Source organism: Streptomyces sp. NPDC045899 (genome assembly GCF_056431485.1).
Genome location: NZ_JBWKKP010000001.1, coordinates 121,966 through 138,148 on the forward strand (window position 1 = coordinate 121,966; position 16,183 = coordinate 138,148).

Annotated in this window: 15 protein-coding genes; 5 read left to right on the forward strand and 10 right to left on the reverse strand. The window is 68.6% G+C overall.

The annotated features are described in order from the left end of the window. Positions 1–54: 54 nt before the first annotated feature. From qcrB to ctaE, 4 genes are all read right to left on the reverse strand, one after another. Entirely contained in the window at positions 55–1,692 is a 1,638-nt protein-coding gene (gene qcrB / locus AC07FT_RS00590) for a cytochrome bc1 complex cytochrome b subunit (protein ID WP_479172840.1), read from the reverse strand. Next, positions 1,689–2,744, reverse strand: a complete 1,056-nt coding sequence (gene qcrA / locus AC07FT_RS00595; RefSeq protein ID WP_254743284.1) for a cytochrome bc1 complex Rieske iron-sulfur subunit — start codon at positions 2,742–2,744, stop codon at positions 1,689–1,691. Before qcrA ends, qcrB begins: the two co-directional genes overlap by 4 nt. Further along, the gene (gene qcrC / locus AC07FT_RS00600) at positions 2,741–3,550 is read right to left on the reverse strand and encodes a cytochrome bc1 complex diheme cytochrome c subunit (protein ID WP_431776011.1); all 810 of its coding nucleotides are present in this window, start codon (positions 3,548–3,550) and stop codon (positions 2,741–2,743) included. Before qcrC ends, qcrA begins: the two co-directional genes overlap by 4 nt. A gap of 72 nt (positions 3,551–3,622) precedes the next feature. Continuing rightward, entirely contained in the window at positions 3,623–4,243 is a 621-nt protein-coding gene (gene ctaE / locus AC07FT_RS00605) for an aa3-type cytochrome oxidase subunit III (protein ID WP_471195635.1), read from the reverse strand. 199 nt (positions 4,244–4,442) lie between these two features. On the opposite strand from ctaE, the gene AC07FT_RS00610 reads away from it, so the two are divergent. After that, complete coding sequence (locus tag AC07FT_RS00610; protein WP_254743293.1) at positions 4,443–4,844, forward strand: DNA-binding transcriptional response regulator; 402 nt, start codon at positions 4,443–4,445, stop codon at positions 4,842–4,844. A gap of 47 nt (positions 4,845–4,891) precedes the next feature. Here the strand turns inward: AC07FT_RS00610 and AC07FT_RS00615 are convergent, their stop codons facing one another. The 4 genes from AC07FT_RS00615 to ctaC all read right to left on the reverse strand — a co-directional run bounded on the left by AC07FT_RS00615 (position 4,892) and on the right by ctaC (position 9,384). After that, positions 4,892–6,145, reverse strand: coding sequence for a L,D-transpeptidase (locus AC07FT_RS00615; protein WP_479172843.1), 1,254 nt, complete (start codon positions 6,143–6,145; stop codon positions 4,892–4,894). A gap of 145 nt (positions 6,146–6,290) precedes the next feature. After that, positions 6,291–6,689, reverse strand: a complete 399-nt coding sequence (locus AC07FT_RS00620) for a cytochrome c oxidase subunit 4 (RefSeq protein WP_471195628.1) — start codon at positions 6,687–6,689, stop codon at positions 6,291–6,293. Beyond that, entirely contained in the window at positions 6,686–8,425 is a 1,740-nt protein-coding gene (gene ctaD / locus AC07FT_RS00625; RefSeq protein ID WP_432015252.1) for an aa3-type cytochrome oxidase subunit I, read from the reverse strand. Before ctaD ends, AC07FT_RS00620 begins: the two co-directional genes overlap by 4 nt. Beyond that, positions 8,422–9,384: an aa3-type cytochrome oxidase subunit II gene (gene ctaC, locus AC07FT_RS00630; protein ID WP_479172846.1), complete on the reverse strand. Its 963-nt coding sequence runs from the start codon at positions 9,382–9,384 to the stop codon at positions 8,422–8,424. The genes ctaD and ctaC overlap by 4 nt, the downstream gene beginning before the upstream one ends. Positions 9,385–9,699: 315 nt before the next feature. Here ctaC and AC07FT_RS00635 point away from each other — a divergent pair, with 315 nt between their 5' ends. Then, complete coding sequence (locus AC07FT_RS00635; protein WP_479172848.1) at positions 9,700–11,136, forward strand: aminotransferase class V-fold PLP-dependent enzyme; 1,437 nt, start codon at positions 9,700–9,702, stop codon at positions 11,134–11,136. A gap of 76 nt (positions 11,137–11,212) precedes the next feature. Here the strand turns inward: AC07FT_RS00635 and AC07FT_RS00640 are convergent, their stop codons facing one another. Continuing rightward, positions 11,213–12,187, reverse strand: a complete 975-nt coding sequence (locus AC07FT_RS00640) for a carbohydrate kinase family protein (protein ID WP_479172850.1) — start codon at positions 12,185–12,187, stop codon at positions 11,213–11,215. A gap of 178 nt (positions 12,188–12,365) precedes the next feature. Here AC07FT_RS00640 and AC07FT_RS00645 point away from each other — a divergent pair, with 178 nt between their 5' ends. Continuing rightward, positions 12,366–12,578: a hypothetical protein gene (locus AC07FT_RS00645; RefSeq protein WP_471195616.1), complete on the forward strand. Its 213-nt coding sequence runs from the start codon at positions 12,366–12,368 to the stop codon at positions 12,576–12,578. A 91-nt stretch (positions 12,579–12,669) separates the two neighbouring features. Continuing rightward, positions 12,670–14,241: a hypothetical protein gene (locus tag AC07FT_RS00650; RefSeq protein ID WP_479172852.1), complete on the forward strand. Its 1,572-nt coding sequence runs from the start codon at positions 12,670–12,672 to the stop codon at positions 14,239–14,241. Between the two features lie 85 nt (positions 14,242–14,326). On the opposite strand, the gene erpA is transcribed toward AC07FT_RS00650, so the two are convergent. After that, complete coding sequence (gene erpA, locus AC07FT_RS00655; RefSeq protein WP_135340779.1) at positions 14,327–14,680, reverse strand: iron-sulfur cluster insertion protein ErpA; 354 nt, start codon at positions 14,678–14,680, stop codon at positions 14,327–14,329. Positions 14,681–14,918: 238 nt separating this feature from the next. On the opposite strand from erpA, the gene nadA reads away from it, so the two are divergent. Further along, positions 14,919–16,106 (forward strand): quinolinate synthase NadA, encoded by a 1,188-nt coding sequence (gene nadA / locus AC07FT_RS00660; RefSeq protein ID WP_254743316.1) that lies wholly within the window; start codon positions 14,919–14,921, stop codon positions 16,104–16,106. Positions 16,107–16,183 lie beyond the last annotated feature (77 nt).

Below are 16,183 nucleotides of genomic sequence, written 5' to 3' on the forward strand. Positions count from 1 at the left end.
TGGTGGTCCGGGCCGGGGCCCTGGTCTGTGGCGTCAGCGGGTGACCTGCGGGGATCAGTGGTGGCCGTGGCCGCTGGTGATCTCCTGGTACTCCTCGCGGGTCGGCTTCGGGATCTGAGCCTGCTCGCCGTAGTAGCTCTTGGAGAGCTTCGCGCGGAGCTTCTGCGAACCCTTTATCTTCCGCGCGACCCCGTTCTCGTCGACCTCCGGGCCGACCTCGTAGGGCTTCGGCTGCTCGTGCTGGGTCAGCGTGTGCAGCTGCTCCTGCGAGAGCGGCTCATGGACCTCGACGAACTCACCGTGCGGCAGCCGCTTGATGATGCCGGTCTCGCGGCCGTGCAGCACCTTGTCACGGTCGCGGCGCTGGAGGCCGAGGCAGATCCGCCGGGTGGCGATGAACGCCACCACCGGGCCGAGGAAGAACCCGATCCGGACGAACCAGGTGATCGCGTTGATCGACAGATGGAAGTGGGTGGCCCACAGGTCGTTTCCACCACCGACCAGCATCACGAAGTACGCGGTCAGCCACGCCACACCGAAGGCGGTGCGGGTCGGGGCGTTGCGCGGACGGTCCAGGATGTGGTGCTCGCGCTTGTCGCCGGTGATCCACGACTCGATGAACGGGTAGACACCCATGGCCAGCAGCACGACCGGGAAGAGCACGATCGGGATGAACACGCCCAGGACGAGCGTGTGGCCCCAGATGTTGATCTCCCAGCCGGGCATCACACGGACCAGACCCTCGGCGAAGCCCATGTACCAGTCCGGCTGGGCACCGGTGGACACCTGGTCCGGCCGGTAGGGACCGATGGTCCAGATCGGGTTGATCGTGGCGATCGCGGAGAGGACCGCGATCACGGCGAAGACCAGGAAGAAGAAGCCGCCCGCCTTGGCCATGTAGACCGGCAGCAGGGGCATGCCGACCACGTTCTTGTTGGTCTTTCCGGCCCCGGGGTACTGCGTGTGCTTGTGGTAGAAGACCAGGATCAGGTGCGCCACCAGCAGACCGAGCATGATGCCCGGCAGCAGCAGGACGTGGACCGGGTAGAGCCGGGCGATCAGGTCGGTGCCCGGGAACTCGCCGCCGTACACGAACATCGTGATGTAGGTGCCGATGACCGGGACCGACAGGAACACACCCTCGATGAACCGCAGACCGGTACCGGAGAGCAGGTCGTCGGGGAGCGAGTAGCCGGTGAAGCCGGTCAGCATGCCGAGGAAGAACAGCAGGAAGCCGAACAGCCAGTTGATCTCACGCGGCTTGCGGAACGCGCCGGTGAAGAACACGCGCATCATGTGCACGAACATCGCGGCGAGGAAGATCAGCGCGGCCCAGTGGTGGATCTGCCGGATCAGCAGACCGCCGCGCACCTCGAAGCTGATGTCGAGCGTGGAGGCGAACGCCTCCGACATCCGCACGCCCTGCATGGGCTCGTACGGGCCGTGGTAGACGACCTCGCTCATGCTGGGGTGGAAGAACAGCGTCAGATACACACCCGTGAGGATGATGATGATGAAGCTGTAGAGCGCGACCTCGCCCAGCATGAAGGACCAGTGGTCCGGGAAGATCTTGCGCATATTGGCCTTGGCGAGGCTGTAGATGCCCAGCCGGCCGTCGACATAGTCGGCAACGCGCTCGCCCGCGGGCGCTTTTCCGCGCCGCTGCGCGTCGTTGGCCTGTGCAGTACTCATCCGCGCTCCCAGAAAGCAGGACCGACGGGCTCCGAGAAGTCGCCCATGGCCTCGAGGTACCCCTCGTCATTCACCGTGATGCGCAGCTGCGGCAGCGCATGCCCGGCGGGACCGAAGATCACTCGGCCACCGTCGGAGAGGTCGAAGGTCGACTGGTGGCAGGGGCACAGGACGTGGTGGGTCTGCTGCTCGTACAGGTTGATCGGGCAACCCACGTGCGTGCAGATCTTCGAGAACGCCACGATGCCGTCGTGCGACCACTCCAGCTCGCGCTTGTCCTTGATGTTCTCCGGCTGGAGCCGGACCAGCATCAGGGCGGCCTTGGCGATCTCGGTCTGGAAGTCGTGCTGGTCCTCCTCCAGGCCCTCGGGCAAGGCGGGGGTCAGCGAGCCGACGATGATGTCCTCTGGGCGCAGCGGCTGCATGGTGTTCTGGTTCATCAGCAGCTTGCCCTTGGCCCACTTGGTGTGCCGCAGCTTGGTGCCGGGCATCGGGCCGAGGTCGCGCAGCAGCACCAGGCCGGAGAGCGGGACCAGCGCCAGGGCGCCGAAGAGGGTGTTCCGCGCCAGCTTGCGGCGGCCGAAACCGGACTCGGCGGCACCGGCCCGGAAGTCCTCCATGACCTTGGCCTTGACCTCGGGGCTGGCCTCGATCGGGTGACGCTCGTCGGCGATCTCCACATCGGACATCAGGGTGCGGGCCCAGTGGACCGCGCCCGCGCCGATGCCGAAGAGGGCGACGCCGAGCGTCAGGCCGAGCGCGAAGTTGAGCGCGCTGATGTGGCCGATCGGGAAGACGTAGATGTACTTGTCGACCGGGATCGCCACGTACGCGGCGATGAAGGCGATCGTGGCCACCATCGAGGACGTGAAGAGCAGGGCCACGGTGCGCTCGGAGCGCTGGGCGGCCCGCTCGTCGATGTCCTGCTTGCGGTGCTCATGGGGCGGCATGCCCGGGTCGGCGAAGGGGTCCTCGGAGACCTGGACCGCGCCCTCGGCGGACTCCCGCTTCTCGGGCAGCTCGTCTGCTTCTGGAATCTCGTGGCTACTCATGACTTCTTGGCCTTTGCGGTCCGGGCGGCGACCCAGATGGTGAGGACGATCAGGGCGCCCATGCCGAAGACCCAGGCGAACAGGCCCTCACTGACCGGGCCGAGCCCGCCGAGCTCAAGGCCACCGGGGGTCTTGGACTTGTCGCTGTTGACCGTGTCCAGGTACGCGATGATGTCCTGCTTGTTCTTCTCCGGCAGCGTGCTGTCGGGGAAGGACGGCATGTTCTGCGGGCCGGTCTGCATGGCCTCGTAGAGGTGCTTCGGACTCACATCGTCGAGGGCGGGCGCGTACTTGCCGTTGGTGAGGGCGCCACCCTTGCCGGCGAAGTTGTGGCACTGCGCGCAGTTGGTGCGGAAGAGCTCTCCGCCCTTGGCGACGTCCGCGCCCTCGATGTCGTACTGGCTCTTGGTGGGCGTCGACGGACCGGCGCCGAGTGAGGCGATGTACGCGGAGAGCTGCTCGATCTCGGCGTCCGTGTACACCTTCTTCTTCTTCGGCATCTGGGCGCCCGGCTGCTGGGCGGGCATCCGGCCGGTGCCGACCTGGAAGTCGACCGCGGCGGACCCGACGCCGACCAGGCTCGGGCCGTCGGAGGACCCCTGACCGCCCGTGCCGTGGCAGCTGGCGCAGCCGACGGCGTAGAGCTTCTTACCCTCCTCGATGGCGAGGGACTGGGCGGAGCTGTCATCGGCCTTCGCCTCGCTCGGCGAGAACGCGGCGTACAGCCCCCCAGTGACCGCCAGCGCGAAGAGTAGGACGACGAGCGCAGCCAGCGGATGGCGTCGTCGTGCGGAGAGCTTTTTCACGGATTACCCCGGTGTCAGGATCTTCTGCGTCGATGCTTTTAAGGACGTGGTTCCGCCGGTGCGGAGACCGGCTTACTTGATCATGTAGATCGTGGCGAAGAGGCCGATCCAGACGACATCGACGAAGTGCCAGTAGTAGGACACGACGATGGCTGCCGTCGCCTGCTGGTGGGTGAACCTCTTGGCCGCGTACGTCCTGCCCAGGACCAGCAGGAAGGCGATGAGACCGCCTGTCACGTGCATGCCGTGGAAGCCGGTGGTCAGGTAGAACACCGAGCCGTACGGGTCGGACGAGAGCGAGAGCCCCTCGTGCTTGACCAGCTCGGTGTACTCGAAGATCTGACCGCCGATGAAGATCGCGCCCATGATGAAGGTGATCACGAACCAGGAGCGCAGCTTCTTCACGTCGCCACGCTCGGCGGCGAAGACACCGAGCTGGCAGGTGAGGGAGGAGAGCACCAGGATCGTGGTGTTCGTCGCGGAGAACGGGAAGTTCAGCGCGGACGCCATTTCCTTCCAGTGCTCGGCTCCGGTCACCGATCGCAGGGTGAAGTACATCGCGAAGAGGGCCGCGAAGAACATCAGCTCGGAACTCAGCCAGATGATGGTTCCGACGCTGGTGAGGTTCGGCCGGTTGACCGACGGGTGCGCGTGCCCGGTATCTACTGCTGTTGCTGTCGCCACGACCGACATTATGTCGGTCGCTTATCCAGCCCTCACTCCCGGGGGTACCGTTCGGAGTGTCAAGGCCATCGGCCCTGCTCGTCGAGGGGCCCTGGACCGGTCCCCCGAAGGGGGTAGAGATCCGTACGCCCCCTCCTCCGGGCGGCTGTACCGGAGTAGCATCCGCCTCAGGAGCCCAGCGGATCACTTAGTTCATCCGGAGGACACGATGCGGCCTACCGCCACGGTGCTGGTCTACAGCGACGACGCGAGCACCCGCGAGCAGGTGCGGCTCGCCACCGGACGGCGGCCCGCGGCCGATGTGCCCCCGGTGGAGTTCGTGGAGTGCGCGACCCTCCCCGCCGTGCTGACGGCGCTGGAGGAGGGTGGGATCGACGTCTGCGTGCTGGACGGCGAGGCGGTGCCCGCGGGCGGGATGGGCGTCTGCCGGCAGATCAAGGACGAGATCTTCCGCTGTCCGCCGGTACTGCTGCTCATCGGCCGCCCGCAGGACGCCTGGCTGGCCACCTGGAGCCGCGCGGAGGCCGCTGTCACGCATCCGGTGGACCCGGTGGCCCTGGCGGACGCGCTGGCCCGGCTGATCCGCGAGCGGCTGGCCGTGAGCGCCTGACCTCAGGGGTCTCCTGCGGTCGCGGCGGTCACGGCTGTCGCCACGCGTCACACCTGGGGCCGGAGCCGGGCCGAGTCGGCCGGGGTCGAGCCGTCCCGCTGACCGGCGGCGAGGGCGCTGCCCTGACGCCAGTCGTTCCAGGCCATGTTCCAGTCGCCGTAGCCATTGTCGAAGTTCGTCATATCGGCGCCATTGCTGTTCACGACCTTGACGACATCGCCGAGCTTCACGGTGTTGAAGAACCACTGGGCGTTGGCCGTGCTCATACCCGTACAGCCGTGGCTGACGTTGGCCACGCCCTGGGCGCCGGTGGACCACGGGGCGGCGTGGACGTACTCACCGCTCCAGGTGACCCGGGTGGCCCAGTAGACCATCAGGTCGTAGGAGTTGCCGAGGCCGATACTGGCGCCGGTCATCCGCACCGCGGACTCCTTGGCGAGGATCACCTTGGTGCCGTTGCGGGTGTCGAATCCGGGCATACCGGTGGTAATGGGGATGGTCCGGATCGGCACCCCGTTGCGCTTCACCGTCATCTGGTGGGTACCGGAGTCGGTGAGGGCCTCGATGCGGTCACCGGTGGTCAGCCGCAGCGTCTTGGCGTCACCGCCGTAGAGCCCACCGCCGATCCTGATGCCCTTGAGGTTGGAGTGCACGTTGATGGTCGCGTGGGCGGGCCAGTAGTCCTGCGGACGGAAGTGCAGGGTCTTGTTGTCCACCCAGTGCCAGACACCATCCACCGCGGGCTGGGAGTCGACCTTCAGCGCGCGCTCCACCACCGACCGCGCCGAGAGGTCCTTCACCGCTCTGCTCAGCTTCGCGGTGACCGGCTGTCCCACGCCGTACTCCCCCGCCTTGGGCCCGAAGGTGACCTTCAGCAGCTTGCGGGCGGAGCTGGTGGTGAAGTCGATGGTCCGGCGGCCCGGGGACCCGTCTGAGTCCTCCGTGCTCACCCGGAGCGTGTAGTGCGCTCCGGCGGCCAGCGGCACGGTGCTGCGCCAGCGGCTGCCGTCCTCGGTCAGCTCGCCCCGTACGTAGCGCCCCGCGGCGTCGGTGGCGGTGACGTCCGTGATCCGGCCGTCGTCACCCTTGGACGTCACTTCCAGCGGCTTGTCCGGATCGGCACGGTGGTTCTCATCGCCGTCGCCGCTGAACGAGATCTGGTCGGCGGCGTCGTACGGCTTGGCGGACAGCGGGTTGGAGGAGGGCCCCCCGCAGCCGCTGAGTCCCGCTATCAGCGACGCCACCAGCAGGGTGCAGGTGAGCACCGCCCGGGTTCGAGGTGATCGCGATGTGTGGCTCATGGACACACGCTATGAACGGCCGCCGGGGACGCGCGCGCGGAGTGGAGCACCGGAGTGACACCCGCTGGAGCGCCGGGAGATGCCCGCGGGGCCCGGACACCTGCGACAGGTGTCCGGGCCCCGCGGTGAGCCATGGGAAGAGCGGCTACTGGTTCTGGCTCTCGCCCCGGTAGTACTCGAAGACCCAGCCGAACAGACCGACCATGATGACCGGAGCCGAGAAGTAGAGCAGCCACCAGCCGAAGGCCACCGCCATGAAGGCCAGTGCGCCACCGACGGCCAGGGAGAGCGGCTGCCAGCTGTGCGGGGAGAAGAATCCCAGCTCACCGGCGTCGTCGGCGACGTCCGCGTCCTTGTTGTCCTGCGCCCCGACATCCACCCGGCGCGCGGTGAACGCCAGGTAGTAGCCGATCATGATGCTCAGGCCGAAGGCGAGGAAGAGCGCCGTGGTGCCCGCCGGCTCCTTGGACCACACGCCATACACGATGGCCATGACCAGGATGAAGACGGCGAGCCAGATGAACATCCGGCCTTGGACCTTCACTTGCCGGCCTCCTTGCCGCCCGTGAGGGCCTTGTCATCGTCGGAGGCGCCGTGGTTCTCGAGCTGGTCGAGCGCCGCGATCTCCGGGTGGTGCAGATCGAACGCCGGAGATTCGGAACGGATCCGCGGCAGCGTGAGGAAGTTGTGCCGCGGCGGCGGGCAGGAGGTCGCCCACTCCAGCGAACGGCCGTAGCCCCACGGGTCGTCGACCTCGACCTTCTTGCCGTACTTGGCGGTCTTCCAGACGTTGTAGAAGAACGGCAGGATCGACAGACCGAGCAGGAACGAGGCGATCGTGGAGATCGTGTTCAGCGTGGTGATGCCGTCGGCCGCCAGGTAGTCGGCGTAGCGGCGGGGCATGCCCTCCGCGCCGAGCCAGTGCTGCACCAGGAACGTGCCGTGGAAGCCGATGAACAGCGTCCAGAAGGTGATCTTGCCGAGCCGCTCGTCCAGCATCTTGCCGGTGAACTTGGGCCACCAGAAGTGGAAGCCGGCGAACATCGCGAACACCACGGTGCCGAAGACCACGTAGTGGAAGTGGGCCACCACGAAGTACGAGTCCGAGACGTGGAAGTCCATCGGCGGCGAGGCCAGGATGACACCGGTCAGACCACCGAAGGTGAAGGTGATCAGGAAGCCGATCGCCCAGAGCATCGGGGTCTCGAAGCTCAGCGACCCCTTCCACATGGTGCCGATCCAGTTGAAGAACTTGATACCGGTCGGGACCGCGATCAGGAACGTCATGAACGAGAAGAACGGTAGGAGTACGCCGCCCGTCACATACATGTGGTGCGCCCAGACCGTCACCGACAGACCGGCGATCGAGATCGTCGCGGCGATCAGCGAGATGTAGCCGAACATCGGCTTGCGGGAGAAGACCGGAATGATCTCGGAAATGATCCCGAAGAACGGCAGCGCGATGATGTACACCTCTGGATGGCCGAAGAACCAGAAGAGGTGTTGCCAGAGCAAGGCGCCGCCATTGGCCGCGTCGAAGACATGTGCCCCGAATTTACGGTCCGCCTCCAGGGCGAACAGCGCGGCGGCCAGCACCGGGAAGGCCAGCAGCACCAGCACCGCGGTGAGCAGGACGTTCCAGACGAAGATCGGCATCCGGAACATCGTCATGCCCGGAGCGCGCATGCAGATGATCGTGGTGATGAAGTTGACCGCACCGAGGATCGTGCCGAAGCCGGAGAAGGCCAGACCCATGATCCACATATCCGCGCCCACACCCGGCGACCGGACCGCGTCCGACAGCGGGGAGTAGGCGAACCAGCCGAAGTCGGCCGCGCCCTGCGGGGTGAGGAAACCGCCCACCGCGATCAGCGAGCCGAAGAGGTACAGCCAGTACGCGAACATGTTCAGCCGCGGGAACGCCACATCGGGGGCACCGATCTGCAGCGGCATGATCCAGTTCGTGAAGCCCGCGAACAGCGGGGTGGCGAACATCAGCAGCATGATCGTGCCATGCATGGTGAACGCCTGGTTGAACTGCTCGTTCGACATGATCTGCGTGCCCGGGCGGGCCAGCTCGGCGCGCATGAAGAGCGCCATCACCCCGCCGATGCAGAAGAACGCGAACGACGTGACGAGGTAGAGCGTGCCGATCGTCTTGTGGTCGGTGGTGGTCAGCCACTTGACGACGACATTGCCGGGCTGCTTGCGGCGCACTGGCAACTCGTCCTCGTACGAGGCGGTGGCGTCGGCACCCTGAGGTTCGTTGAGGATGCTCATGTGTTATTGGTCTCCGCGTTCTTGGCAGCGTCCGTCTGCTCAATGCCCGCCGGGATGTAGCCGGTCTGGCCCTTCTTCGCCAGGGCCTCCAGGTGCTTCTTGTAGCGCTCGGGCGACACTACCTTGACGTTGAAGAGCATCCGGGAGTGGTCGACGCCGCAGAGCTCGGCGCACTTGCCCATGAAGGTGCCCTCACGGTTCGGGGTGACCTCGAAGCGGTTGGTGTGACCCGGGATGACGTCCATCTTCATCAGGAAGGGGACCACCCAGAACGAGTGGATGACATCGCGGGAGGTCAGGATGAACTGGACCGATTCACCCTTCGGCAGCCACAGGGTGGGACCGGGGTTGCCGTTCTGGGGGTTCCGCTGGCCGGGCACACCGGCGTCGTAGACACCCTCGGCGCCCTTGGGCACCGCGGAGAGCATCCGGTTGGGGATGGCCTCGATCTCCTTGGCGTTCTGCTTCGGAGTGGTGACCTTCCCGTCCACGTTCTCCATGTAGTTGAAGCCCCAGCTCCACTGGTAGCCCACGACGTTGATGACGTGGTCCGGCTTCTTGGAGGTCTTGAGGAGCTTGGTCTCATCGCGCGCGGTGAAGTAGAACAGCACCGAGACGATGATGATCGGGACCACGGTGTACAGCGCCTCGATGGGCATGTTGTACCGGGTCTGCGCGGGAACCTCGATCTTGGTCCTGCTGCGGCGGTGGAAGATGACCGCCCACAGGATCAGGCCCCAGACCAGAACGCCCGTGGCGAGCGCAGCGGCCCACGAGCCCTGCCACAGGGAGAGGATCCGCGGCGCCTCCTCCGTGACCGGGGTGGGCATTCCGAGGCGGGGGAAGTCCTTGGATGTGCAACCGGTGGCGGTCGCCAGGACCAAGCCCGCGGCCAGCGCCTGCAGCAGCTTCCGCCGCACCGGGCGCCGCGACGAGCGGTCGGAGCCGTTGGGACTCACGTAGCGCCTTCCCGAGAGTCTCGCCCGCGCGGTCAGCGGCGGCGATCTGTCTGGTCGGTCGCCGGCCCGGTGCGGGCAGGGGTTTGGATGTTTATGCGGACCAAACCCTACTGGACGCTATTTGGGGCCGCGCGGCCAGGGTGCCCAACGCGCCGGGCCGCACCCCGAAGGGGTGGAATCACCGGCTCGGCCAGCGGTTTTCGCCCCGGTACGGGGTGTTGGGGCCCCCGGATCGGGAGCGGCGGGCGAGGGCGGTGGCACCGGTTCCGGTCGCCGTCACGGCTCCCCGCGGCACCCACCGGCTAGCGTTCCCGTGTGTCCTACTTCGACGCGGCCTCGTCCGCTCCGCTGCACCCCGTCGCCCGGCAGGCGCTGCTCGCCGCCCTGGACGAGGGGTGGGCCGACCCCGCGCGGCTGTACCGCGAGGGGCGCCGCGCCCGGCTGCTGCTGGACGCCGCGCGGGAGGCGGCGGCGGAGGCCGTCGGCTGCCGTCCCGACGAGCTGGTGTTCACCCCATCGGGGACACGCGCACTGCACGACGGCATTGCCGGAGCGCTCGCGGGGCGCCGCCGGGCCGGCCGTCATCTGATCGTCTCCGCCGTCGAGCACTCCGCGGTGCTGCACGCCGCGGCCGCCCATGAGGCGGGCGGCGGCGCGGTGACCGAGGTGGCGGTGGACCGCGCCGGGCGGGTCGCGCCGGACGCCTACGCGCTCGCCCTGCGGGAGGCGCCGGGACCCACCGCGCTGGCCTGTCTGCAGTCCGCCAACCACGAGGTCGGCACGGTGCAGCCGGTGGCCGAGACCGCGGAGGCGTGCGCGGAGGCGGGGGTACCGCTGCTGGTGGACGCGGCGCAGTCGCTCGGCTGGGGCGCGGTGGAGGGGAAGTGGTCGCTGCTGACCGCGAGCGCCCACAAATGGGGCGGCCCCCCGGGAGTGGGACTGCTCGCCGTCCGCAAGGGGGTGCGCTTCGCGCCCCAGGGACCGGCGGACGAAAGGGAGTCGGGCCGCTCCCCCGGGTTCGGGAACCTCCCGGCCGTGGTCGCCGCCGCCGCCTCACTGCGCGCCGTGCGCGCGGAGGCGGACGCCGAGGCGGCGCGGCTGCGGACCCTGGTGGACCGGATCCGGGCCCGGGTGCCGGAGCTGGTGCCGGAGGTGGAGGTGGTGGGCGACCCGCGGCGGAGACTGCCGCATCTGGTCACCTTCTCGTGTCTCTATGTCGATGGGGAGACACTTCTGCACGAGCTGGACCGCGCGGAGTTCTCGGTGTCGTCCGGTTCCTCCTGCACCTCCTCCACCCTGACCCCGAGCCATGTGCTGCGGGCGATGGGGGTGCTGTCCGAGGGCAACATCCGGGTCTCGCTGCCGCGGGGGACGGCCGAGGCCGAGGTGGAACGGTTCCTGGAGGTGCTGCCGGGTGTGGTGCGGGAGGTCCGCGGACGGCTCGGCGCCCCGGAGGCGGCGGAACCGCTCCCCGGGGTGGTCGGGGCGGCGGAGTCCGGGTCCGCGGCCGGGGCGGCGGAGGCCGGACCCGGGCTGGTGGTCGACTCGCTCGGCAAGCGGTGCCCGATCCCGGTGATCGAGCTGGCCAAGGTGATCGGCGAGGTCCCGGTGGGCGGGGTGGTCACCGTGCTGTCCGACGACGAGGCGGCCCGGCTGGACATCCCGGCCTGGTGCGCCATGCGGGACCAGGAGTACGAGGGGGAGCGCCCGGCCGAGCGCGGGGTCGCCTACCGGGTCCGCCGCCGCACCTGACCCCCGGCGTCGCCCCCGGCGTCGCCCCCGGCGTCCGCCGGTCCCGGATACGCCCGGGGCCGGCGGACCGGGTGGTTCAGGCCAGGTGGTCGTTGACCTCGGCCGCGGCGTCATGGCCGTACGCCTTGGCGAACCGCTCCATGAAGTGGCCGCGGCGCAGTTCGTACTCCTGGGTGCCCACGGTCTCGATGACCAGGGTGGCGAGCATGCAGCCCACCTGGGCGGAGCGCTCCAGGGAAAGTCCCCAGGAGAGACCGGAGAGGAAGCCCGCGCGGAAGGCGTCGCCCACACCGGTCGGGTCGACCTTCTCCTCCTCCTCGGCGCAGCCGACGACGATCGGCTCCTCGCCCGAGCGCTCGATCCGCACACCCTGGGCGCCCAGCGTGGTGACGCGGGTGCCGACCTTGGCCAGGATCTGCTCGGAGGTCCAGCCGGTCTTGGTCTCGATCAGCGCGGCCTCGTACTCGTTGGTGAAGAGGTACTCCGCCCCGCCGACCAGGATGCGGATGTCCTCGCCGTCCATCCGGGCGAGCTGCTGGGAGGGGTCGGCGGCGAAGGGGATGCCCCGGGTGCGGCACTCCTCGGTGTGCCGGACCATCGCCTCGGGGTCGTCGGCGCCGATGACCACCAGGTCGAGGCCGCCGACACGGTCGGCGACCGGCTTGAGCTCGATCTGCCGGGCCTCGCTCATGGCGCCGGTGTAGAACGACGCGATCTGGTTGTGGTCGGCGTCGGTGGTGCAGACGAAGCGCGCGGTGTGCAGCACCTCGGAGATCCGCACCGAGGCGGTGTCCACACCGTGGCGGTCCAGCCAGGCGCGGTACTCGGCGAAGTCCTCACCGGCCGCGCCGACCAGGATCGGGCGCAGACCGAGCACGCCCATGCCGAAGCAGATGTTGGGGCCCACGCCGCCGCGGCGGACGTCGAGGGTGTCGACCAGGAAGGAGAGGGAGACCGTATGCAGCTGGTCCGCGACCAGCTGCTCGGCGAAGCGGCCGGGGAAGGTCATCAGATGGTCGGTGGCGATGGAGCCGGTGACGGCGATACGCACGGAAGTCGCTCCTGCGGGGGCGGCGGCGGGGTCGGACCCCATACGCTATCGCCTTGCCACCCCTGTATGAACGTAAGAAACTACCTGATAGTAGGGCCTTTTTCGCCAGAGATCCGGTGCATACGGTGCGTATGCAGCAGATATTTCATCCGCGACCCCTTCGGACCGGGAGGCTCCCATGCCGGAGCACATGATCGACACTCTTCCCACCGGTGCCATCGAGCCCGAGTCACTGGAAGAGCTGCGCGGCCAGGGAGCACGGATGGCGCCGCACTGGCCGGTGACCGTCTCACCGCCCGCCGCACCGGTCTCCCCGTCGCGGATCCGGGGGGTCACCGTGCCGCCCGCGTCGGCACATCTGCTGGCTCAGATGTGCGATTACGGCGACTGACGGAACCGTACGCCCGTCCGCCCCGTCTCACCGGCGTCCCCTCGCGAGGGAATGGACCGTACGAAGTGAGCGGAGCCGAAGGAGCGAAACGGTGAGCACCGAGGAGACCGACACCCCGCAGACCCCCGACGACGACCATGCGCGTCAGCGGCGGCGTTCGCCGCTGGCCGTGGTCTCGGTGGCGGCCGCGGTGCTGGTCGCCGGTGGCGGCGGGGCCTACTGGGCCTCGACCGCCGCGGACGGCAACGGCACGGCGGGCAAGGACGGATCGCCGAAACCCCTCGCGCTGGACGCCTACCCGTCGGCCGCACGCGAGGGCATCGCGCCCGGTGAGCCCGACCCGGGCGGGGGGCGCTATGTGACGGAGAAGAAGCTGCCCGAGGGCCCGGACTCGGCCCCGGTGTACCTGGCCGGTCCCAAGGTCACCAAGGCCGAGGTGGTCCGGCTGGCCAAGGCGCTGGACGTATCCGGCGAACCCCGGGCCGACCACGGCTTCTGGAAGGTCGGGGGCGGCAAGGACTCGGCCCAGCCGGTGCTGCGGGTCAACCAGGAGGGCCCGGGCAGCTGGACCTACTCCCGCTACGGCACCCCCGCCGGTGGTGACTGCGTCCGGCTGCCGGGCTCGGAGGCCGGGGGCGGCAAGAGCAGTGGCAAGGGCGGCGCCACGTCGGACTGCCCGGTCTACCGGGACGGCCCGTCCAAGGGTGCTGACAAGAAGGGTGACGACCCCGCCCACTCGGAGCGCAGCGACGCCGATCACGACAAGGTGATCTCCGAGGCCGAGGCCAAGCGCACCGCCGAGCCGGTACTCAAGGCGCTCGGCCTGGACGACGCCACGCTGGACGCGACCGGCCGGTACGCCGCCATCCGCACCGTCGACGCACAGCCGACGGTGGGCGATCTGCCGACACACGGCTGGTCGACCAGTCTCCAGGTGGCCGCCGACGGCCAGTTGGTGGGCGGCAGCGGAACGCTGGCGACGCCCGAGGAGGACGACACCTATCCGCTGATCAGCGCGGCCGAGGCGCTGAAGAAGCTCAACGCGGCGACGAAGGGCCGTGGTCCGGCCACGGACGCGAACTGCCCCTCCGCCACCCCGGGCTCGCAGGAGACGGGGTCGGGTGGCCGGATCGCGCCGTGCGAGCCGAACCCGTCGGGGACGTCCGACAAGCTGATGGTGAGCAAGGCGACCCTGGGCCTGGCCTCGCAGATGGTGGACGGACGGCGGGCGCTGGTGCCGTCGTGGATCTTCGAGACCCGGCCGGCCGGGACCAACAAGGTCCCGATGACCGTTCCGTACCCGGCGGTGCAGCCCAAGTACATCAAGAAGGCCGCGGGGACCGAGAGCCCCGGACAGGGGCGGAGCGGTGAGTCCGACCCGTCCGGCAGCAAGAAGATCAACCACGTGATCTCCTACACCGCGGACGACAAGACCCTGACGCTGCGCTTCTGGGGCGGGGTCTGCAACACCTACTCGGTCTCCGCGGAGGAGACGTCGAAGCAGGTGACGGTGGAGATCAAGAGCAAGCCCAAGCACCCCGGGCGGAACTGTGTCCTGATCGCCAAGGAGATGACCGAGAAGGTCTCGCTGGACAAGCCGCTGGACGGCCGCAAGGTGGTCGACAAGTCGACCGACAAGACGGTGCCGCTGCGGAAGAAGTGAATCAGCACCGAGAAGGCGGCGGTCCCGGCCGGGACCGCCGCCTTCTCGTTCGTTCAGCGGTGAGCGCGCATCCGCGCGGGAGGGCTCAGCTGAAGGAGTCGCCGCAGGCGCAGGAGCCCGTGGCGTTCGGGTTGTCGATCGTGAAGCCCTGCTTCTCGATGGTGTCGACGAAGTCGATCGAGGCGCCACCCAGGTACGGAGCGCTCATCCGGTCGGTGACGACCTTGACGCCGTCGAAGTCCTTGACGACGTCGCCGTCGAGCGAACGCTCGTCGAAGAAGAGCTGATAGCGCAGGCCGGAGCAGCCGCCGGGCTGGACGGCGACGCGCAGCGCGAGATCGTCACGGCCCTCCTGCTCCAGCAGGCTCTTGACCTTCGACGCGGCGGCGTCGGACAGGATGATGCCCTCGCTCGCGGTGGTCTCGTCCTGAACGGTCATCTGCTTCTCTCCCGGGTTGTACGGACTGCTTGCCGTCGGCACAAACCAACGGCCCCCCGGATTCATTCCGGGCCCATCGCTTTCGTGCTGCGTTCTTCATGCTCGCACACGGCCCGGCACACCGGGAATGCGTCACATCGACACGATGCCCATCGTCAACGTGACGTGAAGCAGTTATGATAGATAGCGTCATTTTGACGATTAACAGGCATCAGGGTTTCCCAGCGAAGAAAGAAGGGTGCGTGACGTGACCACGGCCCAGCCCCTCGACGTGCAGCCGACCCCGCTCGCTCTGCTGCTCCTCGGCCGAGAGGCCGACCCGCGGAGCGAGCGCGGTGTGGAGTGCCCCGGAGATCTTCCGGCGCCCTCCGACCCGGATCTGGTGGCCCGCGCCCGCGCGGCCAAGGAGAAGCTCGGGGACAAGGTCTTCGTGCTCGGCCACCACTACCAGCGCGACGAGGTCATCGAGTTCGCCGACGTCACCGGGGACTCCTTCAAGCTCGCCCGGGACGCCGCGGCCCGGCCGGACGCGGAGTACATCGTCTTCTGCGGTGTGCACTTCATGGCGGAGTCCGCCGACATCCTGACCGGCGACGACCAGCAGGTCGTCCTCCCCGACCTGGCGGCGGGCTGCTCGATGGCCGATATGGCCACCGCCGAGCAGGTCGCCGAGTGCTGGGACGTCCTGACCGAGGCGGGCGTGGCCGGGGCGACGGTGCCGGTCTCGTACATGAACTCCTCGGCGGACATCAAGGCGTTCACCGGTAAGCACGGCGGCACCATCTGCACCTCCTCCAACGCCAAGCGCGCCCTGGACTGGGCCTTCGGCCAGGGGGAGAAGGTGCTGTTCCTGCCCGACCAGCACCTGGGGCGCAATACGGCCGTCCGCGACATGGGCATGTCGCTGGAGGACTGTGTCGTCTACAACCCGCACAAGCCGGGCGGCGGGCTGACCGCCGAGCAGCTGCGCGCGGCGAAGATGATCCTCTGGCGCGGCCACTGCTCGGTGCACGGCCGGTTCTCGCTGGAGTCGGTCGAGGACGTCCGTGCCCGCATACCGGGCGTCAACGTCCTGGTGCACCCCGAGTGCAAGCACGAGGTGGTCGCCGCCGCGGACTACGTGGGCTCGACCGAGTACATCATCAAGGCCCTGGAGGCCGCGCCCGCCGGGTCCAAGTGGGCCATCGGCACCGAGCTGAACCTGGTCCGGCGGCTGGCGAACCGGTTCGCCGACGAGGGCAAGGAGATCGTCTTCCTCGACAAGACGGTCTGCTTCTGCTCGACCATGAACCGCATCGACCTGCCGCACCTGGTCTGGGCGCTGGAGTCGCTGGCCGCGGGCAAGGTGGTCAACCGCATCCAGGTCGACCCGGAGACCGAGAGCTTCGCCAAGCTGGCGCTGGAGCGGATGCTGGCGCTGCCGTAACGGGCGGCGGACACGCGTACGGCGGACGGGGCGCGGGGCCGAGGGGCTCCGCGCCCCGTCCGCCGTCTGCGGCGCGT

Excerpts from the sequence above, each read along its gene's own strand:
- AC07FT_RS00615 (WP_479172843.1), bottom strand. The coding sequence starts at position 6,145 with ATGAGCCACACATCGCGATCACCTCGAACCCGGGCGGTGCTCACCTGC.
- AC07FT_RS00645 (WP_471195616.1), top strand. The coding sequence starts at position 12,366 with ATGCCGGAGCACATGATCGACACTCTTCCCACCGGTGCCATCGAGCCC.
- erpA (WP_135340779.1), bottom strand. The coding sequence starts at position 14,680 with ATGACCGTTCAGGACGAGACCACCGCGAGCGAGGGCATCATCCTGTCC.
- ctaD (WP_432015252.1), bottom strand. The coding sequence starts at position 8,425 with ATGAGCATCCTCAACGAACCTCAGGGTGCCGACGCCACCGCCTCGTAC.
- AC07FT_RS00610 (WP_254743293.1), top strand. The coding sequence starts at position 4,443 with ATGCGGCCTACCGCCACGGTGCTGGTCTACAGCGACGACGCGAGCACC.
- qcrB (WP_479172840.1), bottom strand. The coding sequence starts at position 1,692 with ATGAGTACTGCACAGGCCAACGACGCGCAGCGGCGCGGAAAAGCGCCC.
- qcrA (WP_254743284.1), bottom strand. The coding sequence starts at position 2,744 with ATGAGTAGCCACGAGATTCCAGAAGCAGACGAGCTGCCCGAGAAGCGG.
- ctaE (WP_471195635.1), bottom strand. The coding sequence starts at position 4,243 with ATGTCGGTCGTGGCGACAGCAACAGCAGTAGATACCGGGCACGCGCAC.